The sequence below is a fragment of the Pseudomonas sp. SDO5522_S412 genome (assembly GCF_054071215.1).
In genome coordinates this window covers 13,740-39,080 of sequence record NZ_JBSVWQ010000030.1, presented here as the reverse complement: position 1 = coordinate 39,080, position 25,341 = coordinate 13,740, and the positions used below count along the sequence as shown (strand labels likewise).

Annotated in this window: 21 protein-coding genes; 17 read left to right on the top strand and 4 right to left on the bottom strand. The window is 62.7% G+C overall.

Features of this window, described 5'->3' with window-relative positions:
* Positions 1-152 precede the first annotated feature (152 nt).
* The 16 genes from ACW9I6_RS09875 to ACW9I6_RS09800 all read left to right on the top strand — a co-directional run bounded on the left by ACW9I6_RS09875 (position 153) and on the right by ACW9I6_RS09800 (position 20,449).
* Complete coding sequence (locus ACW9I6_RS09875) at positions 153-455, top strand: DUF6124 family protein (protein ID WP_003208197.1); 303 nt, start codon at positions 153-155, stop codon at positions 453-455.
* Between the two features lie 129 nt (positions 456-584).
* Entirely contained in the window at positions 585-1,100 is a 516-nt protein-coding gene (locus ACW9I6_RS09870; protein ID WP_134327039.1) for a sigma-70 family RNA polymerase sigma factor, read from the top strand.
* Positions 1,087-2,046, top strand: a complete 960-nt coding sequence (locus ACW9I6_RS09865) for a FecR domain-containing protein (protein ID WP_134327040.1) — start codon at positions 1,087-1,089, stop codon at positions 2,044-2,046. Before ACW9I6_RS09870 ends, ACW9I6_RS09865 begins: the two co-directional genes overlap by 14 nt.
* A 105-nt stretch (positions 2,047-2,151) precedes the next feature.
* Positions 2,152-4,638 carry a TonB-dependent siderophore receptor gene (locus tag ACW9I6_RS09860; RefSeq protein WP_008434551.1) on the top strand — a complete coding sequence of 829 codons (2,487 nt, stop codon included), beginning with the start codon at positions 2,152-2,154 and terminating at the stop codon, positions 4,636-4,638.
* 444 nt (positions 4,639-5,082) lie between these two features.
* Positions 5,083-6,522 carry an undecaprenyl-phosphate glucose phosphotransferase gene (locus tag ACW9I6_RS09855; RefSeq protein ID WP_003208206.1) on the top strand — a complete coding sequence of 480 codons (1,440 nt, stop codon included), beginning with the start codon at positions 5,083-5,085 and terminating at the stop codon, positions 6,520-6,522.
* Positions 6,522-7,982, top strand: coding sequence for a mannose-1-phosphate guanylyltransferase/mannose-6-phosphate isomerase (locus ACW9I6_RS09850; protein WP_003208208.1), 1,461 nt, complete (start codon positions 6,522-6,524; stop codon positions 7,980-7,982). The genes ACW9I6_RS09855 and ACW9I6_RS09850 overlap by 1 nt, the downstream gene beginning before the upstream one ends.
* The gene (locus tag ACW9I6_RS09845; RefSeq protein WP_003208209.1) at positions 7,982-8,893 is read left to right on the top strand and encodes a glycosyltransferase family 2 protein; all 912 of its coding nucleotides are present in this window, start codon (positions 7,982-7,984) and stop codon (positions 8,891-8,893) included. The genes ACW9I6_RS09850 and ACW9I6_RS09845 overlap by 1 nt, the downstream gene beginning before the upstream one ends.
* Positions 8,894-8,922: 29 nt before the next feature.
* Positions 8,923-9,687 (top strand): polysaccharide biosynthesis/export family protein, encoded by a 765-nt coding sequence (locus ACW9I6_RS09840; RefSeq protein WP_008434559.1) that lies wholly within the window; start codon positions 8,923-8,925, stop codon positions 9,685-9,687.
* A 14-nt stretch (positions 9,688-9,701) separates the two neighbouring features.
* Positions 9,702-11,693 carry a GumC family protein gene (locus tag ACW9I6_RS09835; RefSeq protein ID WP_003208213.1) on the top strand — a complete coding sequence of 664 codons (1,992 nt, stop codon included), beginning with the start codon at positions 9,702-9,704 and terminating at the stop codon, positions 11,691-11,693.
* Positions 11,693-12,883, top strand: a complete 1,191-nt coding sequence (locus ACW9I6_RS09830; RefSeq protein WP_003208215.1) for a glycosyltransferase — start codon at positions 11,693-11,695, stop codon at positions 12,881-12,883. The genes ACW9I6_RS09835 and ACW9I6_RS09830 overlap by 1 nt, the downstream gene beginning before the upstream one ends.
* Entirely contained in the window at positions 12,873-14,201 is a 1,329-nt protein-coding gene (locus ACW9I6_RS09825; protein ID WP_003208216.1) for a GH39 family glycosyl hydrolase, read from the top strand. Before ACW9I6_RS09830 ends, ACW9I6_RS09825 begins: the two co-directional genes overlap by 11 nt.
* Before the next feature lie 8 nt (positions 14,202-14,209).
* Entirely contained in the window at positions 14,210-15,427 is a 1,218-nt protein-coding gene (locus ACW9I6_RS09820) for a glycosyltransferase family 4 protein (protein ID WP_134327042.1), read from the top strand.
* On the top strand, positions 15,418-16,521 hold the full coding sequence (locus ACW9I6_RS09815) for a glycosyltransferase family 4 protein (protein ID WP_008434566.1): 1,104 nt from the start codon (positions 15,418-15,420) through the stop codon (positions 16,519-16,521). Before ACW9I6_RS09820 ends, ACW9I6_RS09815 begins: the two co-directional genes overlap by 10 nt.
* A gap of 2 nt (positions 16,522-16,523) precedes the next feature.
* Positions 16,524-17,951, top strand: a complete 1,428-nt coding sequence (locus ACW9I6_RS09810; protein ID WP_102605378.1) for an O-antigen ligase family protein — start codon at positions 16,524-16,526, stop codon at positions 17,949-17,951.
* Positions 17,952-17,953: 2 nt separating this feature from the next.
* Positions 17,954-19,369 carry a murein biosynthesis integral membrane protein MurJ gene (gene murJ, locus ACW9I6_RS09805; protein ID WP_003208222.1) on the top strand — a complete coding sequence of 472 codons (1,416 nt, stop codon included), beginning with the start codon at positions 17,954-17,956 and terminating at the stop codon, positions 19,367-19,369.
* Between the two features lie 36 nt (positions 19,370-19,405).
* Positions 19,406-20,449: an acyltransferase family protein gene (locus ACW9I6_RS09800; RefSeq protein WP_102369589.1), complete on the top strand. Its 1,044-nt coding sequence runs from the start codon at positions 19,406-19,408 to the stop codon at positions 20,447-20,449.
* A 112-nt stretch (positions 20,450-20,561) separates the two neighbouring features.
* Here the strand turns inward: ACW9I6_RS09800 and ACW9I6_RS09795 are convergent, their stop codons facing one another.
* Both ACW9I6_RS09795 and ACW9I6_RS09790 read right to left on the bottom strand, forming a co-directional pair.
* Positions 20,562-21,143, bottom strand: a complete 582-nt coding sequence (locus tag ACW9I6_RS09795; RefSeq protein WP_087695332.1) for a DUF4174 domain-containing protein — start codon at positions 21,141-21,143, stop codon at positions 20,562-20,564.
* A gap of 164 nt (positions 21,144-21,307) precedes the next feature.
* Positions 21,308-21,928, bottom strand: coding sequence for a glutathione S-transferase N-terminal domain-containing protein (locus ACW9I6_RS09790; RefSeq protein ID WP_177029328.1), 621 nt, complete (start codon positions 21,926-21,928; stop codon positions 21,308-21,310).
* 70 nt (positions 21,929-21,998) lie between these two features.
* On the opposite strand from ACW9I6_RS09790, the gene ACW9I6_RS09785 reads away from it, so the two are divergent.
* Positions 21,999-22,214 (top strand): AbrB/MazE/SpoVT family DNA-binding domain-containing protein, encoded by a 216-nt coding sequence (locus ACW9I6_RS09785; protein WP_003208231.1) that lies wholly within the window; start codon positions 21,999-22,001, stop codon positions 22,212-22,214.
* Here the strand turns inward: ACW9I6_RS09785 and ACW9I6_RS09780 are convergent.
* A complete protein-coding gene (locus ACW9I6_RS09780; protein WP_457339235.1) occupies positions 22,211-22,789 on the bottom strand; it encodes a GNAT family N-acetyltransferase in 579 nt (192 codons plus the stop codon). The genes ACW9I6_RS09785 and ACW9I6_RS09780 overlap by 4 nt on opposite strands.
* Before the next feature lie 72 nt (positions 22,790-22,861).
* On the bottom strand, positions 22,862-25,219 hold the full coding sequence (locus ACW9I6_RS09775; protein ID WP_457339234.1) for a DNA polymerase II: 2,358 nt from the start codon (positions 25,217-25,219) through the stop codon (positions 22,862-22,864).
* Between the last annotated feature and the right edge of the window lie 122 nt (positions 25,220-25,341).

The following is a 25,341-nucleotide window of genomic DNA, read 5'->3' as shown; positions in this document are numbered from 1 at the left end:
TGTCCCATCATGAGGTTTTATGGTGGCTGTGCGCAGGGCACCTTCGGGTGCGCCGGTTTTTCCTTTTCGGCCGGTCGACTAACCTGCGTACAGCCGCCACCCTACGTTTAGTCGCGAAGGGGTCGGCTCCTTAACCGAAAAGGAGTTACACCATGAATAAACCCGTCCCCGACCCACCCATCGACCTGCTCAAAAACCGCGCTGCCTTCAATCGCGCCCTCGAACACTACCTGCCCTCCCAGGGCTTCCATACCGTCAACGAAGACCTGAGCTTCGAAGACTCCCTGCTCTACACTGCCAGCCTGCTCAGCAGCGCCTCGGCCACCGCCCTCGACTGCGGCGAACTGCTGCAAAGCCCCGAGCGGGCAAAGTTGCTGGCGGTGTGGCATTTGCTGGAAATTGCCAAGACCACCGTCGACCGCTCGATTGAGTGTTTGCACCTGCGCAAGGCTTAGCCGCAACCCCGTCAAGCCTGTGTGGGTTTGTGCATCCGGCCAAATCCACACGGCAACGATTGCCCAATCCTCTGGCCAACGCATAGAATGCGAACCGTTATCAATTAAGACGCCCGCGCCAGGATGCCCATGTCGAGCGACCACCCACTGGATCATGCCGCCATCGGCCAGCTCTACCATGCCCATCATTCCTGGCTGCGCGGCTGGTTGAGCCGGCGTACGGGCTGCCGTGAGCACGCCGCCGACCTGGCGCAGGAAACCTTCGTGCGCCTGCTCAATGCGCGCAAGCAGCAAGCCTTGCTGCAACCCCGGGCCTACCTGAGCAGCATCGCCCGCAGCCTGATGATCGACCAGTATCGCCGCCGCGAACTGGAGCGTGCCTATCTGGAGAGTCTCGCGCATTTCCCGCAAGTCGAGGTGCCGTCGGAAGAAACCCGCCTGCTGATCCTCGACAGCCTGGAGCGCATCGACCGCCTGCTGGACCAACTCAAGCCACGGGTGCGCGAAGCGTTTTTGCTGGCGCAACTGGACGGCCTGACCTGCCAAAAGATCGCCCTGCGCCTGGGGGTGTCCAAGGCCACCGTGGAACGCGACCTGGCCAAGGCACTGCATGCCTGTTATCGGTTGCGTTATGCCGAAGGCTAATCCGCCATTGGTGGACCAGGCGATCCAGTGGATGATCAAGCTGCGGTTCAATATTGCCGATGACGCCACTACGGCCGCCTTCGAACGCTGGCTTGAAACCAGTGGCGACCACCAGCAGGCCTGGCAACGGGTCTCGTCGATGAGTGACGAGTTTGCGCAGTTGCCGGCACAGGTCGGCCGCCATGCCTTGCAAGGTGCCCGCCAACGCATCAGCCGCCGTGAAGGGTTGAAGTTGCTCGGGCTGTTCGCCGGTGCCGCAGGGCTGACATGGTTCGGCCGCGACTACACGCCATTGCCCGGCCTGCTGGCCGACTACCGCACCGCCACCGGAGAGCGGCGTTGGGTCGCCCTCGACGATGGCAGCCGTATCCAGCTCAACAGTGCCAGCGCCATCGACACAGTCTTCAACACCGAAAGGCGTCTGGTGCAGTTGCGCCAGGGTGAAATCCTGATCGACATGGGCGCCGACGGTAGCGCGCCACGGCCCTTCTGGGTGCAAACCCGCGACGGTTATCTGCGCGCCTTGGGCACCCGGTTCATGGTGCGCGAGGAGCCCCACGGCACCTTGCTCGCCGTGCAAAAAGGCAGCGTCGCGGTATTCGCCGACAGCCATCAGGCCAGCGCACGTGGGGTGATACAGCCCGGCGAGCAAATGCTGTTTGATCGAAACGGCTTGCGTCCACCCGCCACCACGGGCCTGGATCCCTGGGCCTGGAGCGACGGTGTGATCAGCGCTCACAACATGCGTCTGGACGATTTCCTCGCGGAGCTGAGCCGTTACCGCACTGGGCTGGTGCGCTGCAGCGAAGCGGTCGCCGGCCTGCGTGTGTCCGGGACTTACCAGTTGGACGATACCGATCAGGTCCTGACCCTGGTGGCACAGGCACTGTCGGTGAACATCACCTATCGCAGCCGTTATTGGGTGACCGTCGCCGCTCGTGCATGACCTTCCGAAAATAAATGAGGTGAATTCTCATCTTCGCTCGACCTGTAAGGAAAGGCCGATCAACAGGCCGATTCTGTCCACTTCCTTCAGGAGCATTCCGCGGTCATGCAAGCGTTCCCCTCCAAGCGTTCTCCCCTCAAGCATGCGGTGCACGCCGCCCTGCTCGGTGCCTGCCTGAACGGCAGCGCCCTGCCCCTGGCGGTCATGGCGCAAACGCCTGTCAGCGACACCCAGGCCCGTGACTGGAACATCGCACCCGGCCCATTGGCCACGGTGCTCGACCAGTTTGCGCGCCAGGCGAGTATCAGCCTGTCCTATGACGCCACCAGCGTCGCCGGCAAGACCAGCCCCGGCCTCAACGGCGCACTGGACAGCCAACAGGCCTTGAGCCAATTGATCCAGGGCCAGGGTTTGCAAGCCCAACGCCAGAGCAACAACACCTGGCTGCTGTTGCCGCAAGTCGCGGACACCGGCGCGCTGAACCTGGGTGCCACCACCGTGACCGGCGAACACCTCGGCGTCACCACTGACGGCAGCGGTTCCTACACCACCGGCGCAGTGACCATCGGCAAGGGCGCCCACAGCCTGCGGGAAACACCGCAATCGGTCAGCGTCATGACCCGCAAGCTGATCGACGACCAGAACATCACCACCATCGATCAATTACTGGAACACACCCCGGGCATCACCACCTACGACTCACCTATGGGTGGCAAGTATTTCTATTCCCGTGGTTTCAAGATGCTCGGCCAATACCAGTTCGACGGTGTGCCGTTGGACATCGGCAAAGACTACGTACAGGCCGACAGCTTCACCGCCAACATGGCGATCTATGACCGGGTGGAAGTGCTCAAGGGTGCGGCCGGCATGCTAAAGGGCGCCGGCACCGCCAGTGGTGCGGTGAACTTCGTGCGCAAGCGGCCACAAGACAAACCCACCACCAGCCTGTCGCTGTCTGCCGGCACCTGGGACAACTACCGCGCCGACGTCGATACCGGCGGCCCGCTCAATGACAGCGGCACCGTACGCGGCCGCGCCGTGGTCAGCCAACAGAACCGTGGCTCGTACATGGACGTCTCCAAGCGCCAGGACCAAGCTGTCTACCTCGCACTGGATGTTGACCTCTCGCCTGACACCACCCTGGGCATCGGTGCCAGCTACGAAGATGTCGATGCAACGCCCTGCTGGGGCGGCGTGCCGCGCTACAGCGACGGCAAGAGCATCGGCCTGAGCCGTTCCACCTGCCTGGGCCAGGCCTGGAACGACTGGCAGAGCCAACGCACTACGCTGTTTGCCGACCTCACCCACCACTTCAACGACGACTGGCAACTCAAGGTCACGGCGGTGAACAGCCGCAACCTGCAAGACATCAAATACGCCGCCAGCCAAGGCACCGTGAAGTACGGTGACCCGGCGCCAACCGCCGAGATGTACGCCGCGCTGTTTGACTACGACCACCGGGATTTCGGACTGGATGCCTACCTGGACGGTAAGTTCGAAGCGTTCGGTTTGCAGCATGAACTCATCATCGGCGCCAATGGCAGCCGTGGCACCCAGGACGATGTCTACGCGATCCGCAGCCTGCCCGACCGGCAAAGTATCTTCCTGCCCAACCACCACTTCCCGCAGCCCGCCAACGATACCTTCTGGCCCAACATGTACCGGGGCGGCACCGTCAAGGAAACCGCCACCCAGTACGGTACCTACGCCACTTTGCGCCTGAGGCTGGCCGAGCCATTGATGGTGGTGCTCGGCAGTCGCGTCAGCTGGTTCGAAAACCGCCGCCAGTCGAATAACCTCGCCTGGGGCGAATGGGCCCTGCAGGATGCACGCACCAAGGAAACCGGTGAAGTCACGCCGTTCGCCGCGGTGATCTATGACCTCGACGACAACCTTTCGGTGTACGCCAGCTACGCCGATATCTTCCAGCCACAAAGCTCCAACGCCACGGTGACCGGCGCCGCCCTCAAGCCCAAAATCGGCGAAAACTACGAGCTGGGCATCAAGGGCGAATGGTTTGAGGGGCGCCTCAACAGCTCGCTGGCATTGTTCCGCGCTATCGAGAAAAACGCCGCCGAAACCGACTACACCACCCAATGCGGTACCTCGGCAGACGGCTATTGCTACACCGACACTGGCAAGGTTCGCGCACAAGGTGTCGAAGCCGAGTTGAGTGGCGAGTTGCTGGAACGCTTGCAAGTGGCGGGCGGCTACACCTACACCCAGACCAAGAATCTCAACAACATCAACAGCGCCGCAATTGGCGCGGTCGCAAACAGCTACGTGCCGCGACACATGCTGCGCTTGTGGGGCGATTATCAGTTGGACGGCACACTGTCGAAATGGAGCGTCGGCACCGGCGTCAACGCCCAGAGCAGCAACTACCGAATTCAAGGCATCAAACTGGAACAAGCCGGTTATGCGGTATGGAATGCGCGGTTGGCGTACCGGGTTGATGACACATGGACGGTGGCGCTGAACGGTAACAATCTCTTCGACAAAAATTACTATCAGACGGTGGGAACGGCCGACTGGGGTAATTTCTACGGCGAACCGCGCAACTTCACTGTCAGTTTGAAAGGCAATTTTTAAGGCTAGTACCGCCTCAATGTGGTGACGGACTCACGTCCTCACCACTCGTCGCTTGTCCCCGAAAAACCCCGCATCCGACCTCCGTCAAAAAAAGGTTTTCCTCAGCCGCAGGAAATTTCCTAAATTTGTTCCTACACTCCAAAACGCCAGCATTTTGTTCCGGGAAAACCCGGAAATCCGACCAAGACAGTCAACAAACTGTCACGCGGAAGAGTACCTGACGTGTCTAGACCGAAGGTCTTATAAAATAGTCAAAACCTTGACGAGCGACGAAAAGGGAACCATCATTTAGCCATTACCCCGCAAATTCCCTGCAGATAGATAGGTAATTGCGTATTACCCAGCGAAGTAACCGTTCGTCTGGCGCCACTTATAAAGCAAGCCCTGCCTTTATGGATGAGCAGCCGAACAAGGAAGCCCTGGTGTGCAATGAGGGATGTTTTTATGCGCGAGAAGTCGTCAGTCGACAGCCTGTTTTTGACCCGGGCCGGTTTCATTGAGTTCTTTGTTGTTTTCGTAAAATTGATGCACGGCCTCACCGCCGTTTTTCCAGCACTGATCCTGCTGTTTTATCCAGACCCGATGGCCCCCGAACTGCGCGCGCACTTTCTCGGCTTGCTGCTGTTTTTCGCGATCCTGACGATCATTCTGTTCCAGGCCATGGGGGTTTACTCCGAGGAGCTGTTCAGCAATCGCCTGCGGTTTCGCACCATGCTGGTGGCCTGGTCCGCGGCCTTTTGCATCCTGCTGTTCATGTACCAGATTCTGCTGATGTTCCCGCAGTTGAGCCCGCGCAACCTGGCGTTCTGGTTTATCACTAGCCTTGCGTTGTTCGGGCTGGAGCGGATCGTGATGCTGCGCCTGTTCCGCAACCTGATGGCCAGCGGCAAATACCTGCAACGCACGGTGATCCTCGGCTTCACCGACACCGCCGTGCACGTGGCCGACCACTTGCAGCGCAACGGCGATATCCGTTCCGGACTGATCGGTTTTATCGACGACCGCACCGAGCGCATCCCCAAGGAACTGAGCAACCTGCCGCTGCTGGGCAACACGCGCGACCTGGAAAAACTGATCCGCTCCGAGCAGGTCAACCAGGTGATGATTACCCTGCCCTGGGCCGCCGAACAGCGGATCAACGGGCTGGTGAAGCGCCTGCGGCAGATGTCGGTCAACGTCATGCTGGTGCCCGACATGGCGGCCCTGCGCTATGGCCACAGCCGCATCACCGATGTCGGCGGCATCCTGATGTTCAACACCTCCCACGTGCCGCTGCGGGGCTGGTCGCCGTTTATCAAGCGCTGTGAAGACCTGATCCTGGCAACCCTGGGCCTGGTGGCACTCTCGCCGATCATGCTGATCACGGCGATTGCCATCAAGCTCGACTCCAAGGGCCCGGTGCTGTTTCGCCAGAACCGGTTTGGCTACAACGACAACGTGATCCGGGTGTTCAAGTTCCGCTCGATGTACGCCGAGATGAGCGACTTCAACGCCGACCGCCAGACCACCCGCGGCGACCCGCGCATCACCCGCGTGGGCCGGATCATTCGCAAGACCAGCATCGATGAGCTGCCGCAGCTGTTCAACGTGCTGCTGGGCAACATGTCGATGGTCGGCCCGCGCCCGCACGCCACCGCGACCAAGGCCGCCGGCGTGCCCTACGAAGTTGCCGTGAGCGAGTACAGCTCGCGCCACCGGGTAAAACCGGGCATCACTGGCTGGGCGCAAATCAACGGCTATCGTGGTGAAACCGACACCCTGTTCAAAATCCAGAAACGCGTTGAGTACGACCTGGAGTACATCTCGAAGTGGTCGGTGTGGTTCGACTTGTACATCGTTTTCATGACGGTCCCGGCCGTCCTTTCGACCAAGGAAGTCTATTGATGAACACCCTCAACGGCTTGATTCCCTGCATCATTTCCGGTGGTTCGGGCACCCGGCTGTGGCCGGTGTCGCGGCAGAACATGCCCAAGCCTTTCATGCGCATGCGTGATGACCAGAGCCTGCTGCAGAAGACGTTCCTGCGGGCCAGTCACCTGCCGGGCGTGGAAAGCGTGCTGACGGTGACCAACCGCGACCTGCTGTTTCGCACCCTCGATGACTACCGCGTGGTCAACAAGGCCCATCTGGCCCTTGACCTGTTGCTGGAGCCGTTCGGGCGCAACACCGCCGCCGCCATCGCCGTGGCCGCCCTGCATGTACAGGAAAACTTCGGCAGCGAGGCGCAGTTGCTGATCCTGCCCGCCGACCATCTGATTCTTGATGAAAGCGCCTTCGCCGATGCCGTCACCCAGGCCCGCGAACTGGCGGAAGCCGGCTACCTGGTGACGTTCGGCATCCAGCCCGACCACCCGGAAACCGGCTTCGGCTATATCGAACAAGGCGAGGCGCTGGGCCAGGGGTTCCGGGTCAAGCGCTTCGTCGAGAAGCCCGACCTGGCCACCGCCCAGGGCTATCTGGACGGCGGCAAGCACCTGTGGAATGCCGGGATGTTCTGCTTCAAGGCCGGTACATTGCTGGAGGAACTGGCGCTGCACGCCCCCGCCGTGCTGGACGCCGCCAAGGCCGCCCTCGAGCACGGCCACAGCCTGAACAACAACAGTTGCCGTCAGCGCGAGCTGAACGCTGAAGGTTTCGGCGCGGCGCCCGACATCTCGATCGACGTGGCGCTGATGGAAAAATCCGCGCAAGTGGCGGTGGTGCCCTGCGACATCGGCTGGAGTGATATCGGTTCCTGGGACGCGGTGCGCCAACTCACCCCCAGCGACGCCAACGGCAACCAGGTCAATGGCCAGGCGATCCTGCATGACGTGCACAACTGCTACATCGACTCGCCCAAGCGCGTGCTGGGCGCAGTGGGCGTGCGCGACCTGATCGTCGTCGACACCCCGGATGCGATCCTGATTGCCGACGCCAAGCGCAGCCAGGATGTGCGCTACATCGTCGCCGAGCTCAAGCGCCAGGACCATCCGGCATTCAGCCTGCACCGCACCGTCACCCGGCCGTGGGGCACCTACACCGTGCTGGAAGAAAGCAGCCGCTTCAAGATCAAGCGCATCGTGGTCAAGCCCCAGGCCTCCTTGTCCCTGCAAATGCACCATCACCGCAGCGAGCACTGGGTGGTGGTCAGCGGCGCGGCGATGATTACCAACGGCGACCGTGAATTCCTGATCAACGCCAACGAGTCCACCTACATTCCGGCCGGGCACAAGCACCGCCTGACCAACCCCGGCATCATCGACCTGGTGATGATCGAGGTGCAGAGCGGCGAGTACCTGGGCGAAGACGACATTGTGCGTTTTGACGACATCTACGGCCGGGCTCCGGCCGAAGTGAAGAAGTGATGCGTACCGCCCTGATCATCCCGACCCGCAACGCTTCCAGCCACCTCGACCGGCTGCTGCCGGCGCTGCGCATGCAAACCCTGCAACCGGACGAAACCCTGGTGGTCGACAGCGCTTCCAGCGATGACACCGTGGCGCGTTTTCGCGAGTTCGGCGTACGGGTCGAAGTGATCGATGCCAAGGACTTCAACCATGGCGGCACCCGCCGCTGGGCCAGCGAGCAAGTCGACGGCGACGCGCTGATCGTGATGACCCAGGACGCGATCCCCGCCGAACCCGAGACGTTCGCCAACCTGGTGGGCGAACTGGAACTGGACCCGCTCAACGGCGTCGCTTACGGCCGCCAGTTGCCGCACCCGGATGCCGGCGTGCTGGGCGCCCAGTCACGCCACTTCAATTACCCGCCGCAAAGCCGCAGCAAAAGCCTGGCTGATGCGCCGGAGCTGGGGATCAAGACCTGCTTCAGCTCGGATTCGTTTTCGGTGTACCGGCGCAGCGCCCTGCAAGCCGTCGGTGGCTTCCCCGCGGATGTGATCGGCAGCGAGGACGCCTACGTCGCCGCCCGCATGCTGCTGGAAGGCTACAAGGTGCGCTACGCCGCCACCGCCCTGGTCTATCACTCCCACGATTACCGTCTCATGGATGAGTTTCACCGCTACTTCGACATTGGCGTTTTCTACGGCCGCGAGCCGTGGATCCGCCAGGCTTTTGGCGATGCCGGCGGTGAAGGTAAACGCTATGTACTGGCCGAGCTTCGAGCGTTACGCGAAGCCGGTGCATTGCACCGCGTACCCGAAGTACTGGTGCGCAGCGCGTTCAAATTGCTCGGCTACCGGCTGGGCCATCTGGAGCGCCAGCTCCCCCTCGCCCTCAAGCGGCGCATCAGCATGTTCCCCGGTTATTGGAGGTGAGCATCATGACCTACAGGAAGACCCCTTTGATGAAACGAACCTTGCTCGTCCTGGCCATGATGGCATTGGCCGCCTGCAATACGCCCGCGCGGATCGTCGCGCCCGATGGCAAGACGGTGGACGAGGGCAAGCAGGCCCTCGATCGCATGGCCCAACTGCCACCGGCGGTGGAGCGGATCCGCATCGGCGACCAGTTGCGGATTGTCCGCGATGCCGGGGAAATGCCAACCCTGTCGGCGTTCAACGTCAGCACGATTTACGAGCTGACGCTATACACCGTGCAGAACGACGGCAAGATCAACTATCCCTTCCTGGGGCCGATCCAGGTGGCGCGGCGCACGCCGGCGGAAGTCGCCGCCGAGCTGAGCCAGAAACTCGCGCCGGTGTATCGCGAGCCTCGGGTGACGGTGAACATCAACCAGGCGCCGGGCAACACGGTGATCGTCGGCGGCGCGGTATTAAACCCGTCGGCTGTCTCCATCGCCACCGCCCCGACCATGGAGCAGGCGATTCTCGGTGCCGGCGGCGTGAGCTCGGTGGGCAACGCGAGCATGGTCGCCCTGCTGCGTGAAGATGGCCAAGGCGTCTATCACGCCTACTTCCTCGATTTCAGCCAGTACCTGAAGAACGGCGCACTGGGCCGCAAGCCCGTGGCGCTGCAACGCGGTGACGTGGTGTTTGTACCCAAGTCCAACGTCGGCGAACGGATCCAAGGCGTGGACACTTACCTGAACCAGCTGATTCCCTTCACCAAATCCATTGGTGTGGGCTACAGCTACACCACGAACCACTAAAGGAGCGACATCCCATGATCGAGATCCGTTCTTTTCGTGATCTTCTGCGTCTGTTCTTCATCTTCAAGCACGAGTTCAAACTGGCGGCGATTGCCGCGCTGGTGATCATTTTGCTGGGGGCGTTCCTGCTGCCGGCCAAGTATGAATCCACCGCGCGATTGCTGGTAAAACCAGGGCGTGACTCGACGATGCCGATCGAGGTCGACAACCGTCAGCCAATCGTCATGCCGAGCACCCAGCGCGACCCGATTGTCGACGAAGAGCGCCTGCTGACCGGCCGCCCTATCGTGCGTGCAGTGGCCGAGCATTACCTCGACGTGATGGACAAGATGCAGCCGCCGGAAGGCGTGTGGAAGCGCACCAAGTGGTACGTCAAGAAAGGCATCAGTGCCGTATTTGACGGTGTGCGAGTGGTGCTGGAAACCGTTGGCATCGTCGAAGAAACCACCCCGGTGGAACGCCTGGCGAAAAGCCTGGAGAAAAACTTCGAAGTGACCCACGCCATCGGCTCTACGGTGATGGACATCAGCTTCCGCTGGGATGACCCGCAAATCGCCCAGGCGGTGGTCAAGGATTGGGTCGAGACCTACATCGACGAGCGCACCCAGGCGTTGGGCCGCAAGAGCCTGTATGCGTTCTATGAAGGCCAGGTGTCTTCCAGCGCTGCGCAGATCAAGAGCTACAAGGAGCAGATCCTCGCGCACTTGAACGACATCGGCGCCTCGAGCATCACCGATCGCCTGGAAGACTTGTCCGAGCGGATCAACGTGCTGCGTGGCGAGGTGTTCAACTCCACTCGGCTGATCGCTTCCTCCGACGTGGCGTTGCAGAGCACCCGTGACCAACTCAAGGGGCAGCCCAAAGAGGTAACCACGGTTCGCCAGATCGCGTTGAACCCGCAGCAACAAGACTTGCGTCGCCTGCTGAACCAGAAGCTCCTGGAAAAAGCCGACATGATGCGTACCTATACGGATAACGCGCCGCCGGTCAAAGCCCTGGACGCTTCGATCCGTGCCATGCAGGCCCAGGTCGCCGGTGAAAGCGACACGGTGCAAAGCTCCGAGAACCGCGCGCCGAACACCCTGGAAATCCACCTGCAACGGGTACTGCTGGATGAGACCAGCCGCAACCAGTCGCTGCGTACACAGTTGGTGCAACAGCAGAAGCAACTGACTGAACTGGAAGCCCAGCGCAAGGACGCCCTGGCCATCGAGCCGGAACTGGCGCGCCTGGCCCGTGAGTTGAACGGCACCGAGAAAAACTACGCGCTGTATGTCGACAGCCTGGAAAAATCGCGGATCGACCGTGAACTGGACAAGAGCCAGATCAGTAACATCGCGGTGATCGAAGAAGCTACCCTGAACCCTGGGCGCGTCTTCCCGAAAACCCTGCTGATGCTGCTGCTGGCGATCCCGTTCTCCATCGTGGTCGGCCTGCTGGTGATCTACCTGTGCTACCTGCTGGATCAACGGATCCACGACGGCGGCCTGGTGGAAGGCAAATTCGGCCTGCCACTGTGGACCACGCTGCCGGAGTTGGACACCAGCACCGCGCAAAGCACCAACGCCTTCAACGCGAGCATCTATCGCCTGTATGGGTTGCTGCCGCTGGAGCGTATTGCCGAACAGGGCCTGACCCTGGGGCTGACCTCGGCACGGCACGGTGAAGGCGTGAGCTTTATCGTCGAGCAGTTGCGCCAGTTGCTGGAAGAGAACGGCGTGCGGGTGCGGATCGGCGGGGTTGAGCCGGCGATTCCGGGCCAGGTGGTACTGCTGGATGCTTCGGCGCTGCTGGACAATCGTGATGCGTTCATCAACCTGCGCCGTGCCGACCTGATTGCGCTGGTAGTGGAAGCGCAAAAAAGCACGGTACCGGTGGTGGAACACGCACTGTCGATCCTCACCACGGCGTTCGGCAAGGTCGATGGCATTATCATCAACCGCCGCAAGTTCGAGGTACCGGTCAAGGTGCTGAAAACCATCGCCAAATACCGGGGTTCGTTCTGATGCGCATCGCCCTGCTCGCTCCCCTGCCGCCGGAAAAGAACGGGATCGCCGACTACGCGAACCACTTCAAGACGGCACTGGAGCAACTGGGCGTCGAGGTGGCTACGCCCTTGACGGGCGTGGTCGGCAGCACGGCGGCGATCAAGCAAGCCATTGCCGGTTTCGACTGGCAGGGTGTTGACCTGGTCCACGCCGAGCTGGGCGGTGGGCGGCTGGGGGAGTTCCTGGCCCTGCGCGAATTGCGCAAGGCCTACCCCGCCCTGCCGTTGACCGCCACGGTGCATGACCCGGAACGCATGGTCTGGCGGCGCGAGCAATTGCCCTTTCCGCTGAACCTGCTGGAATCCTTGCCCAGCCCATTGCCCCAGGCGGCAGTGGTGCTGGCCGATCCCTTGACCCTGCGCGAAGAACGTCACGTCGCCCAGGGCCTGACCCGGCTGGTGACCCTCACCCGCCTGGGCGCCGACTGCCTGACGGCGCGCATGCAATTGCCCGCCGGCAAGGTGGCGGTGATCAACCACGCCAACCTGGATATCCCGCCGGTGGCCTTGCCGCCGCTGGATACGCTGCACCTGTTGTATTTCGGTTTTATCTACCGTGGCAAAGGCATCGAAGATCTGTTGCAGGCCCTGGCCGCCGCCTTCGAAAAAGCCCCCGAATTGCGTGACCGTGTGCGCCTGACCCTGGCCGGTGGCACTGCCGCCGAAATGGCGTTTGGCACAGGCGGCAATTACCTGGAGCAGTTGAACAGCCAGATTGCCGAACTCGGCCTGGCAGGCTCCATCGACTGGCGGCTGAATTTGCCGGCCAGCGAGATCCCGCAGACGATCCAGGCGCACCATGTGATGGTGCTGCCGTATCGCGAATCGAAAAAGCTCGGCCTGCTGGGCCGCCAGCGCGGCACCAGCGGCGCATTGTCCTGGGCTGCCGCCTGCGGACGCGGCGCGATCACCTCCGATGCCAGGGCGTTTGCCGAGGAAGTCGCCAGCGGCAATGGCGCCATCTATCCACAAGGCGATGTAGCCGCCTTGAGCGAACAACTGCTGCGGCTCGCACGCAACCCGCACATGGCCACGGACTGGGCCGCACGCGCCGCCGCCATAGGCCGTGAACGGTTGTGGCCAGTGACCGCGCAGAAGTTCGCGAGCCTGTTTGAGCAAACCGTTGCAGGAGGCAACCATGGCGCGTAAACGGACTTACCTCGCTACCCTCGCAGTCGTCGCTGCGCTGGGTTTGACCGCCTTTCTCTGGGGCCGCCCGGCCGATGCCGAGAGCCATGTGCTCAAGGGCAGCAAAGAGGTCGTGTGGAAGGACTTCCTGGGGGTGAACGCGCAGTTCCTGTGGTTCAGCCCCGAGCGTTATCAGAAGCAGATCGACCGCCTCAAGGCCCTGGGCCTGGAGTGGGTGCGCCTGGACCTGCACTGGGACCAGCTGGAAACCGCCGAGAACCAGTACAACGTCGCGACCCTCGACGAACTGGTGAACAAGCTGCAGCAGAACCAGATCAAGTCGGTGTTCTACCTGGTGGGCTCGGCGAAGTTCGCCACCACCGCGCCCGCCTCCTCGCCGTACCAGGACCAGTTCCCGCCCAAGGACCCGAATATCTTCGCCAACCGCATGGCATTGCTGGAACAGCGTTACCCCAGCGTAGATGCGTGGCAGGTGTGGAACGAACCGAACCTGCTGGGGTTCTGGCGCCCCGCCGCCGACCCGGCCGGCTATGCGAACCTGTTGCAAGTCACCGCCGCCGCGTTGCGGGTGGTGAACCCGAACAAACCGGTGGTGGCCGCCGGCATGGCATTCTTCAGCGAAATGCCCAACGGCCAGAACATGCTCGACGGGCTGCTGCAACTGGGCGTGCCGAGCCTGAATACCGTCATGTCCTATCACCCCTACACCCAATTGCCCGAAGGCAACACGCCGTCGAACCTCGACTTTGTCGAAAAAACCAGCGCCCTCAACCAGAAACTGCGGGCGGCCGGGGTGAATACCCTGTGGAGCACCGAGTGGGGCTGGTCGACCTACAAAGGCCCGAAAGAGGTGCAGGACTTCATCACCACCCAGGGCCAGGCCGACTACATCGTGCGCCGCGTCGCGCTGATGAGCGCGCTGGATTTCGACAAGATCTTCCTGTTCACCCTGAGCGACCTGGACCAGCGCGCCAGCGTGCGCGACCAGAGTTATGGCTTGCTCGACATCGACGCCAACCCCAAGCCGTCGTACACCGCGCTGCAGAATTTCCTGCAGGTGAGCGGGCCGAAATTGACCCCCGGCGACCCACCCACCGCCGATCAGTTGCCCGATGGCCTGTTCAGCATCGGCTGGTCCCGTGCCGACGGGCGCAAGGTGTGGTTTTTCTGGTCGGCCCGTGGCGGCAGCGCGCACTTGCCGGGCATGACCACCGCCACCTTGTATGACCCGTTGCGCGGCACCGAAACACCCTTGAGTGGCACCAATGGACTGGACGTACCGGTCAAGCCGAACCTGCAAATTCTGTTATGGGATTGAAGCCACCCATGCGCATCCTCTGGATCCTGCCCTACTCGCCTTGGCCCGCTACCAGCGGCGGCAAGACGCGCCAGTTTCATTTGCTGCGCAGCCTGGCTGCGCGCGGGCACCGGATCACCTTGCTGCTGCATGACAAACATGCGGTATCGCTGACGGATCGCCAGGTGCTGGAAGCCTTTCTGGAACAGGTGATCATCCTCCCCCGGCGCCCGCTGCGCAGCCTGAAGACCCTGCTGGCCGGGCTGTTTGCGCCGTACCCGTTGCTGGCCAGTGTGAATGGCCTGTCGGGTGAACTGCAGGACACCTTCGAGCGCTTGCTGACCGAGCATTGGGACGTGGTGCAGATCGAACATACCTACACCTTCCAGCCTTACGAAGATGCATTGGCCCGTCGCTCCCAGCCGTTTGTGCTGACCGAACACAATGTCGAATCGTCCCTCGGCGCCGCGACTTACGACCGCCTGCCCGGCTGGGCGTTGCCGTTCATACGCTACGATCAATGGCGCTACGGCCGCTGGGAACACCGGGTGATGCGCCAGGCCGCGCAAGTGGTCGCCGTGACCGACGCCGACGCCCAGACCCTGGCGCAGATTGCCGGCAAGCCGGTACCGGTGGTGGTCAACGGGGTGGATTGCGCGCACTTCGCTGCTGCCCGACCCGACCCGACGACCCGCCGCGTGCTGTTTCTGGGCAACTACGAATACGCGCCCAACGTCGATGCCATCGAGTGGGCACTGGATGAGATCCTGCCGAAAGTGTGGGCCCGCTGCCCCGACGCACGCATGAGCGTCTGCGGTTTCGGCATGCCGGAAAGCTGGCGCGAACGCTGGAAGGACGGACGCATCGAATGGCAGGGCTTTGTCCCCAACCTGCTGGCCCTGCAATCGAGTTGCTCGGTGTTTCTGGCGCCGTTGCGCCATGGCGGCGGCTCCAAGCTCAAGGTGCTTGAAGCCCTGGCCGCCGGCCTGCCGCTGGCGAGTACCGACCAGGGGGTGTCCGGCCTGGACCTGGTGGAAGGCCTGGATTACCTCGGCGGCCAGACCGCTGAAAGCCTGGCCGACGCCGTGGTGCGCCTGCTGCAACAGCCTGAAGTCGCTGCTCCCATGGGCGAAGCCGGTCGCGCCTATGTGCGCCGTGCCCATGACTGGAGCGTCGCCGCCAGCCAGCTGGAGCAGGTGTACGCGCAACTGTCGCCCCAGAGCCAAAAGGAGCCGGCATGCGCATAGGCCTCGATTACCGCACCGTCGGCACCTCGCCGCAATCAGGCATCAGTCGCCAGGTGTACGCCCTGGAAGATGCCCTGCGCACCCTGCCCGGCATCGAGCTCGAACGCTTCAGCGTCGCGCCGCTGGGGGATGAGCTGCGCCTGAACGTGCATTGCCCGGACTGGGGCTGCGCCAAGACCGCCATGCACCAGCCGCACCAGCGCCTGCGTTTCGAGGCGGGCTACCTGCCCAAGGCGCTGCGCAATGAGCACATCGATGTGTACATAAGCACCTTCAATATGGGCCTGCCGCTGCCGCCCAAACCCCAGGGCCTGCGCACCGTGGTGCTGCTGCATGACCTGTTTCAGATCACCCTGGACAACTATCACGCCAACCGCCTGAAGGCGCTGATCTACAAGGCCAGTGATCGGCTGTCGATCACCTATGCGGTGCACACGGCAGACCGGGTGTGGACGCCTTCGCAGTACAGTGCCGACGAAACCGCGCGGCTGTTTCCCAAGGCGGCAGGCAAGATTCGCGTGTTGCCCAACCAGGTGGTCGGTTTTGTCGGACTGCCGGCGGACCTCTCGGCCCGGCAACTGCCCGAGCGCTACTGGCTGCTGGTGGGTACCCGGGAATTGCGCAAGAACGTGCCGTTCCTGGTGGACGCCTGGCAGCAAGCGCGCAGCCAGTCGCCGAGCGTGCCGGAACTGGTGCTGGTGGGCAGCCTGGAGCATTTGCCCGAAGCACAACGCAACTACCCGGGGATACGCGCCTTGAGCGGCGTATCCGACGCTGAATTGCACGGGCTCTACCGCAAGGCCTTGCGCCTGTGGCAGCCTTCCTACGCGGAAGGCTTTGGCTTGCCGGTGATCGAAGCCCTGAGCGTTGGCACTCCGGTGGCGGTGGCCAGCGGTACCTCGCTGGACGAAATCACCCCGCCGCTGGCACCGCGGTTTTCACCCACGGACGGCGCGGCGCTGGTGCAATTGATGCTGCACCTGGCCGACCAACCCGTCGAACAACCACCTGAACAGTTACGCAGCTGGGCCGAACGCTTCAACCACCAGGCCTACCGTCGGCGCCTGGCCGAACTGATCGAGGAATTGAATTGAGAATCTCACTGGGTAGCCTCGTCGCCATCGTCTTCGGCCTGCTGTTTGGTGGGTTGATCCTGTTTCTTTCCCCGGTCAAGGCCGTGCTGGCAGTGATCGGCCTGGCCGCTGCCGTGACGATTCTGCGGTTCCCGTTCTGGGGACTGCTGCTGTTCGCCCTGGTGGCGACGTTCATGCCCTACTCCACCCTCAACCTGGGGATTCGCAGTACGGTCAGTGAGGCGCTGATCGCCCTGACCTGGGCGGCGGTGATCTGGCACGGTTTCCTCTCGCGCCTGCCGGCCGCCCCACCGCTGTCGCGGCGCCCTACCGACCGCATGTTGATGTGGCTGATGATCTTCACAGTGGTGCCATTTATCGTCGGCCAGGTCAGCATCACCGCCGAGGCCAGCGGCGTGGCGAACTGGTTGCGTTGGCTGCTGAACCTGTCGGTGCTGTTCCTCGCCGCCAAGCTGCTGGTTGAACAGAAGAACCGCGAAGCCCTGGTGATCGCCTTGTTGCTGGGCACACTGGCGATGCTGGTGATGTCCATCGGTGTATTTATCCGCTCGCGCTCGGCCTCGGGCATGTTGCCGATCCTGACCCTGATGAACTACGGCAGCCTCGACACCCTGTCCCTGGGCCTGGGTGCCATGGCCTCGCGGATGGGTTCGCCATGGATGCACCCGAATGCCACCGGCGGGATCATGGCGCTGCTGCTGCCATTGGCGTTCTGCTACGGCATCACCAACACCGGCTGGAAACGCGGTCTCGGCCTGGGCGTTGCCTGCCTGGGTGCGGCGGCCCTGCTGTTGGCCAGTAGCCGGGGGGCGATGGTCAGCCTGGCGCTGGTGCTGATCTGGATGGCGTCGCGGCGGGTGCCGTACACCGGGCGTTTGCTGATGATCGGCGTGGCGTTGGCGGCGGCGCTGGTAGTGTCGTATCCACCGCTGCAGGAACGCCTGGCGACGATCTTTTCGGCGCAGAACGCGAGTACGGAAGTGCGCTTTGACGAATACCGCATGTTCCCCCAGGCCGTGGCCAGTTACCCGCTGGGCATTGGCTTCAAGGTTGACCCTCCGGTGCCGGGTACGCACCTGCTGGGGATTTCCAACCTGTGGCTGAATTTCGTCTACAAGACCGGGGTGATCAGCATGCTGCTGTTTATCGCAGTGACCTGGCGCTGGTGGCGCGAGTCCCGTCCGGAAATCGGCCCGATCCGCCTGACCAAGGACAATGCGATCTGGCTGGGCAGCACGGCGGGGATTCTGTCGGCGCTGGTCAGCGGCTTTTTTGACCACTACTTCAGCTTCGCCCTGGTGATGATTGCGCTGTTCTGGCTGATGGTGGGGATCAACGTGCTGGAGGCGCGGCGGCTGTTTCCGGCGCGTCTGCCAAAGGTCAAAACCGTGGCGCATCGAAAGCCTGTGCTCGATAGCGTCGGGCCCTAGGCATGCTCGGATCGGCGTTCTGGTTGACCCTGGCAACCTTGCTGGGGCTGTGCCTCGGGTTTGCCCGTGAGTGGTTGCTGGTGGCGGCGTGGGGTGCGGGCGAGCGCAGCGATGCGTTCCTGATCGCGCTGTTCTTGCCCGAAGCGTTGCGCATGTCCCTGGCCGGCGGTGTGCTGAGTGCCGCCGCCCTGCCGCTGTACCTGCAACGCAAGGACGGCGAGCGCCTGGACTGGCTGGCGGTGTTGTTCCCGGCGCTGTTGCTGATCGCCCTGGTGACCAGCCTGCTGCTGACGTTGCTGGCGCCATGGCTGGTGCAGCTGCTCGGCCCGGGGCTGGCGGCGACGGCCACCAGCCTCGCCAGCAGCAACTTGCAGATTCTCGCCTGGAGTGTGCCGGGGCTGATGCTGCATGCGCTGTTCAGTATTCCGCTGCAGGCCAGCGAGCGCTTTGTGGTCGCGGGGCTCGGTTCGTTGCTGTTCAACCTGCCGCCGGTGACCTACCTCGCCCTCGCCGGTACCGCCACGCAACCGCACTCGCTGGCGTTGGCCTGCCTCACCGGCAGCCTGCTGATGCCCCTGGCGCTGTTGCCGTCGATGCTGCGCCTGGGCTGGCGGCCGTGGCGGCTGCGGGCTTCGACATTGGAATTGCGCGAGCTGGGCGCTCGCATAGGCCCGCTGCTTTTAAGCAACGGTGCCAGCCAGGGTTTGGCGCTGATTGAACGGCTGGTGGCGTCCTTGCTGGGTGAAGGTGCGGTGACCTGGGTCAACCTGGCCCGCAAGCTGATGAACTTGCCGTTGATTGCCCTGATGAGCCTCAACCAGGTGCTGCTGGGCATGATGAGCCGGCGCCAGGGCGACGAGCGCCTGGCCCTGCTCAAGCGCGGCCTGGAAACCGCCAGCCTGCTGACCTTGCCCGCAGGCGTCGGCCTGGTGGCGGCGGCGCCGAGCCTGGTGGCGTTGCTGCTGCCCAAGCAGTCGGTGGATTCGCCGTTGCCGCTGCTGCTGGCCTGGTTTGCCGTGCCGCTGGTGTTCGGCGCCTGGAACGCCCTGCTGGCGCGTTATGCCTATGCCGCCGGCGACACCCGCCAGCCGCTGCGTTGCGAGTTGCTGGGCAGCCTGGTGAACGTGTTGCTGCTGGGTGTGCTGCCGTTTGTGTTTGGCCTGGCGGGTATCCCGCTGGCCGCCCTCGCCGGCGTGCTGTGCACGGCGTTGCTGCTGATGCAACGCCAGGCCTTGCTCGGCGCCCTGCCCTGGAAGGGGCACTGGTTGCTGAGTGGGCTGGTGATGGGCTTGGCGGCGTTGGTGTTGTTTCGGGTTCAAGGTATTTGGCTTCAGCTGGGGTTGAGCACCCTGGCGGGGGCCGTGGTGTTGCTGGGCATGGGCCTGTGGCTCAAGCCGTGGCGCAAGGCAGATTTATAGAGTGGGAGCAGTCAGGTGAAAAAACGCTGGATTCAAATGGATATTGCCAAGGGCATTGGCATCCTGATCATCGTGTTCGGGCACAGCTGGTTTGTCGCCAGTTCCCTGGACTTGCTGTACCCGCTGCTGGCGGTATTTATCCTGCCGTTGTTCTTCTTTCTCTCCGGGGTGTTCTTCAAGCCTGAACAACCCTTTGTCGAGATGGCGGTGCGCAAGGCCGATGCACTGCTCAAGCCGTTCTTCTTCACCATGCTGGTGTACATCCTGATCCGCGACCTGCTGCGCGGCCAGGCACTGCTGCCGGACATCGGCGGCGTGCTGTATGCCTCGGTGGACACCATTCCATGGCAGGCGCTGTGGTTCCTGCCGCACTTCTGGGTGGCGATTCTGTTCGGCTGGGTGATGTTGCGGCTGATGCAGCGCCTGGGCCTGTCGCTGGCCATGAGCTGCGTGGTGATCACCCTGCAACTGATGCTCGGGATCTGGACCCTGCCGTGGTTCTGGCAGGTACCGGTGACCGTCGGCGGGCAGACCTGGACGATGCCGGGGCTGCCGTTCAGCATTGATGTGACGTTGATCAGCAGTACCTATTTTATCTTTGGTTACTTGCTGCGGGACGTGCTGCGTCGCCACCAGAGTTCGTTGCTGACGCTACTGGGCGCCATGGCGTTGTTTGCGGTGGTGTTCATCTACAGCTGGGACACCATGGACCTGGCACAGCGGCGTTACGACCACTGGCTGTGGACCAGTTTGCTGGCGGTGATCGGCGTATATGTATGCTGGGCCCTGGCCGGGGTGATGATGGTCTCGGGGCTGCTGACGCGGGCGATGACGTACATCGGGCAGTCGACGTTGATTCTGTTGATCTTCCACGGGGAAATTCAACACAAGACGGTGGACTTGATGGAACGGTTCGGGCTGCATCCGCTGCTGTCGGCGAGCATCGGGCTGGTGGTGGCGGTGGTGGTGCCGTTGATGATCGGCGAAGTGATCAAGCGGGTAGCGTTCCTGCGGTTTTTCTACTTCCCCTTCCCGATACGCAAGGCACCAGCGGTGGCCGGTGAAAAGCCTGGAGCTTGAGGCGTGTGTGGGAGCTGTCGAGCTTTAGCGAGGCTGCGATGGCATCACCGCGGTGTGCCTGAATTACCGAGGTGATGCTATCGCAGGCAAGCCAGCGCCTACAGAAAAACGCTCAATCATCCAGTGCCGGTTGTGGCGCTGGATGCTTGGTGTTTTTGCCCGCCTTGGCGCCAGGCTTGCCTGCTGCAGGGGCAGCGGGCTCAGGTTCGGCCGGCGCGGCAAGGTCCTTTTCAGCCTGGGGCATCTGATCAATTGCGCTGAAGAAATCCGCCAGGTTGAGGGTGTCGGGTGGCACGGTCTTCTCGAGTTTTTTCTCACCGTCCTTGCCCACCAGGATCACCTTGGTACCACTGCCGGCGCCCAGCTTGAGTGCGCGGATCAGCGCGTTGGTTTCCGGCGGCGCGAGCTTCTTGTTGTCCTTCGCGTCCTTGGCGAACTTCTCGCCTTCAGCGCCGATGCTGCCAAAGGACACGGTGTACAGCACCATGTTGCGCTCTTCAAAGGACTGCTTGTTGGCAGGCTCGTCCAGCTGTTTCTTGAGGGTGGCCAACGTCGGGTTGCCGGAGTCGAGCTCCACCACCACCAACGGACGGGACTTGCCCAGGTCCTGCTTGAGCGGATTGAGATCATCTGCGGCCAACAGCGGCCCCGTAAAAGCCATCAGGGTAGCCAGGGTCAGCGACCGGATGAGCATGCACACCTCCTTTGAATTCCATGCAGGGTTCTTGAGTTTCATGTCTGCGACAGTCAAATTCAAGGATGATTCCTACAACAACTTCAGAAAGCGTAGGTCAGGACGCCCGCGACGCAAGGCGTTTAGCCACCTTACGCCTCATTGTTTCTTTTGATTGCGGATGCTCACGACGGCCAATGCCGGGCAAATACCGGCGCTACGTTTGGGTGGGCATCCACCTGCGCCAGCACCCGGGCAAACTCAGGCCGCGACTGTTGCAGCGCGTCCCGCCCGCCTGCCCAACGCGACACCGCCGCAGCCATGATCGCCAGTGCATTCGGAACCTGCGCCGGGGTGAACAGTTGCTCGGCAAATTGATCGGCAAACACCTCCCAGGCCCTACGCAGGCGGCGACGGGTGCCGCTGATCAACTGTTCATGCTGCTGCGCATCGGGGCTGTCGGTCCAGCGTTCCGGATAGTCGATGATGCCAATCGCCGAGTAACAGTTGGCGGCGATGTACACCAGGCCGCGAATGACTTGGGCGGGCTCCTCGGGCAGCAGCCCTGAGGCGGGAAACTGCAGGCCCAGGTGAATCAGGATCGCCGCGCTTTCCGTCAACACGCTGCCATTGGGCAGTTGCAGGGTAGGGATTTGCTTGAGCGGGTTGATCCGCGCCAACGCCTCGTTGCCCACGCGGTCTTCCCAGGAGCAGGCGTCGACCTGGCACCACTCGACACCGCAACGCTGCAGGGCAATTTCGATGATGCACGAGCCGGTGCCTTGGGTTCCGTAAAGGGTGTACACAGTGCCAAGCCTCCTGGCAGTGGATTGAGGTGTTAGGCTAGGCCGTTCATTCGTTCAACGGGAAGCCATCATGCACAGCAAACGCGTCACGATCGAAGACTGGGACGGCGACGGCGCCATCCGCCTGCCAGACGAAGCCTTGCAGGAACTGGGGCTGGATGTGGGCGACACGCTGTACATCGTCGAGACCTATGTGGGCACGCAAAAAGGCTTTGTGCTGTCGACCACGCCGAAAATTGCCGACCGGATGGATGAGTTGGTGGAAGAGCTGAGCCATAAGCCCTAGCGAGCCAGCCTGGCTTGCAACCCCGCCTTCACCTGTGGCCATTCCGGATCAATGATGCTGAAGCGCACCGAGTTGCGCTTGCGGCCATCGGGCATGATGCGCTCGTGGCGCACGATCCCTTCCTGTACCGCGCCGAGGCGCAGGATCGCGGCCCGGGATTTTTCGTTGAGTTCATCGGTGGTGAACTGCACCCGCACGCACTCCATCACTTCAAACGCGTGGGTCAGCAGCAACAGCTTGGCCTCGGTGTTGACCCCGGATTTCTGCACCGACTGGCTGATAAACGTGTGGCCGATCTCCAGCTTGCGGTTGACCCGGTCGACTTTCCAGAACCGGGTGCTGCCCACCACTTCACCGGTGTCGCGGCGCACGATGACAAACGGCATCACGGTGCCCGCCTCACGCCCGGCCAGGGCAATGTCCACGTACTTTTCGACGGTGTCGGGCCCCGGCACGTTGGTCACCTTGAGGTTCCACAACTGCCCGTCGGCAGCAGCCTGTACCAGGGCGGTGGCGTGTTCGCGTTGCAGGGGCCGGAGTTCGACCGTGGTGCCGGTCAGGGTGATTTCAGGCATGGGAGGGCTGCGCTGTCTGGTGGTCGTCAGTGGCCAAGATTGCAGGCTCTCGCCACCTCAAGGCAAGCCGTTTCAGAACAAGCCCATCTGGCCGCCCACCAGGGTGCCGAAGTCATCGTTTACAAACGGCAGGATCGCGTCCGCCACCGGTTGCAGTTGCCGGGTGACGTAGTGGTCGTAGTCGATCGGTGCCTGGCGCACTTCCAGCGGTTCGGGGCCGTTGACGCTGATCACGTAGCTGATCCAGCCACCGTTCTGGTACTGGCGCGGGCGGCCCTGGCGGTCGTTGTATTCGTCGGCCAGCCGCGCGGCGCGCACGTGGGGCGGTACGTTGCGCTCGTAGTCACCCAGTTGCCGGCGCAGGCGCTTGCGGTAGATCAGCAGGTCGTCGAGCTCGCCGCTCAAGGTGCGACGTACGTAGTCGCGCACATAATCCTGGTGGGGCTGGCGGTGGAAGATGCGCTGGTAGAGTTCCTGCTGGAATTGCCGGGCCAGGGGCGACCAGTCGCTGCGTACGGTTTCCAGGCCCTTGTAGACCATTTCTTCGCTGCCGTCGGCACGGGTGACCAGCCCGGCGTAGCGCTTTTTGCTGCCCTCTTCCGCACCACGAATGGTCGGCATCAGGAAGCGGCTGAAGTGGGTTTCGTATTGCAGTTCCAGGGCGCTTTGCAGGCCGAACTCATTCTGCAGGCGCTCGCGCCACCAGGTGTTGACGTGCTGCACCAGGTCCAGGCCGATGCGCGTCGCGTCTTCCTGGGAATGGGGGCTGCCGAGCCAGACAAAAGTCGAGTCGGTATCGCCGTAGATCACCTCATAACCCCGGGCTTCGACCAGCTCGCGGGTCTGGCGCATGATCTGGTGGCCGCGCAGGGTGATGGACGATGCCAGTCGCGTGTCGAAGAAGCGGCAACCACTGGATCCGAGTACGCCGTAGAAGGCGTTCATGATGATCTTCAGCGCTTGGGACAGCGGCGCGTTGTGTTCGCGCTTGGCCACTTCGCGGCCCTCGGAAACCCGCGCGACAATCGACGGCAGGCAATGCCGGGTGCGGGAAAACCGCGCACCGCGAAAGCCTTCCACCGACTCGCTGTCTTCGGGGTGACGCAGGCCTTCGATCAGGCCCACCGGGTCGATCAGAAAGCTGCGGATGATCGACGGGTAGAGGCTTTTGTAGTCAAGCACCAGCACCGACTCGTAGAGGCCCGGGCGCGAATCCATGACAAACCCGCCGGGGCTGGCCTGGGGTGGTTTGTCTCCCAGGTTCGGCGCGACGAAACCCTGGCGGTGCATCAGCGGCATGTACAGGTGCGTGAACGCTGCCACCGAACCGCCGTTGCGGTCTGCCGGCAAGCCGGTGACGCTGGCTCGTTCCAGGAGGAATTTCAGCAGCTCGGTCTTCTCGAAAATCCGCGTGACCAGCTCGCAGTCCTTGAGGTTGTAGCGTGCCAGCGCGGGCTTGTCCTCGGCGAACATGCGGTTGATTTCGTCCATGCGCTGGTACGGCGTGGAGATCGATTTACCTTCACCGAGCAAGGTCTGGGCGACGTTTTCCAGGCTGAAGGATTCGAAACTCCAGGTGGCCGAGCGCAAGGCTTCGATGCCATCGATGATCAACCGCCCGGCCGCTGCCGCGAAGTAGTGATTGCGGCTGCCGTGCTCGCGCCAGCCCATGGCATCGCCGCCACGGCCCAGCAGCAGCGGCACGTTCAGGCGTTGCGCGTGTTCGTGCAGCACGCGCAGGTCGAACTGCACCAGGTTCCAGCCGATGATCGCGTCGGGATCATGGGTGGCGAGCCACACATTCAGGCGTTCGAGGAGTTCGGCGCGGGTGTCGCAGTAGTCGAGCTTGAAGTCCACCGCATCGATGTTGTTGGGCGGGCCGAGCATGTACACCTGGCGCTCGCCGCAACCTTCCAGGGCGATGGAATACAGGTCGCCCTGGGCGGTGGTCTCGATGTCCAGCGACACCAGCTTGAGGGGCGGGCGGTAATCCGGCGCGGGTTTCATCTGCGCCTCCACCAGCATGCCGCCCTCGCCCGCTTTGCCGCCGAACAACACCGGCGCGGTGATGAAGCGCTCCATCATGTAGCGATCGGGCGGGCGCACATCGCCTTCGTAGACGTCGATGCCGGCTCGACGCAGGCGCTTTTCCAGGTCCATCAATTGGCGATGCTGTTTGGTGTAGAGGCCCAGCACCGGGCGATGGTGGAAGTCGCAGAGCGCCAGGTCACGCAACTCGATACCGCGCTCGCCCTTGAGCTGCAGCTCGGCGGGCTTGCGATGGGCTTGCGGGATGAACATCACGGAGGTCTGCACCGGCAAGCGCACGAACCTGGGGCCTTGATCGGTAGCCAGCCAAAAGCTGACCTCCGTGCCCGCCGGGGTGTCGCGCCAATGCCGGGTCAGGACAAACCCCTGCTGTAAATCCACCTTGCCACACCTCAAGAATCACTTTCAGGGCGTGATTCTACTCGGCCTGTGCCACGGCGCGGCGATTTAACCGAAATGGCCTACGTATACGGAGAGAGTAATCTCACAAACTTGTTGCAGAA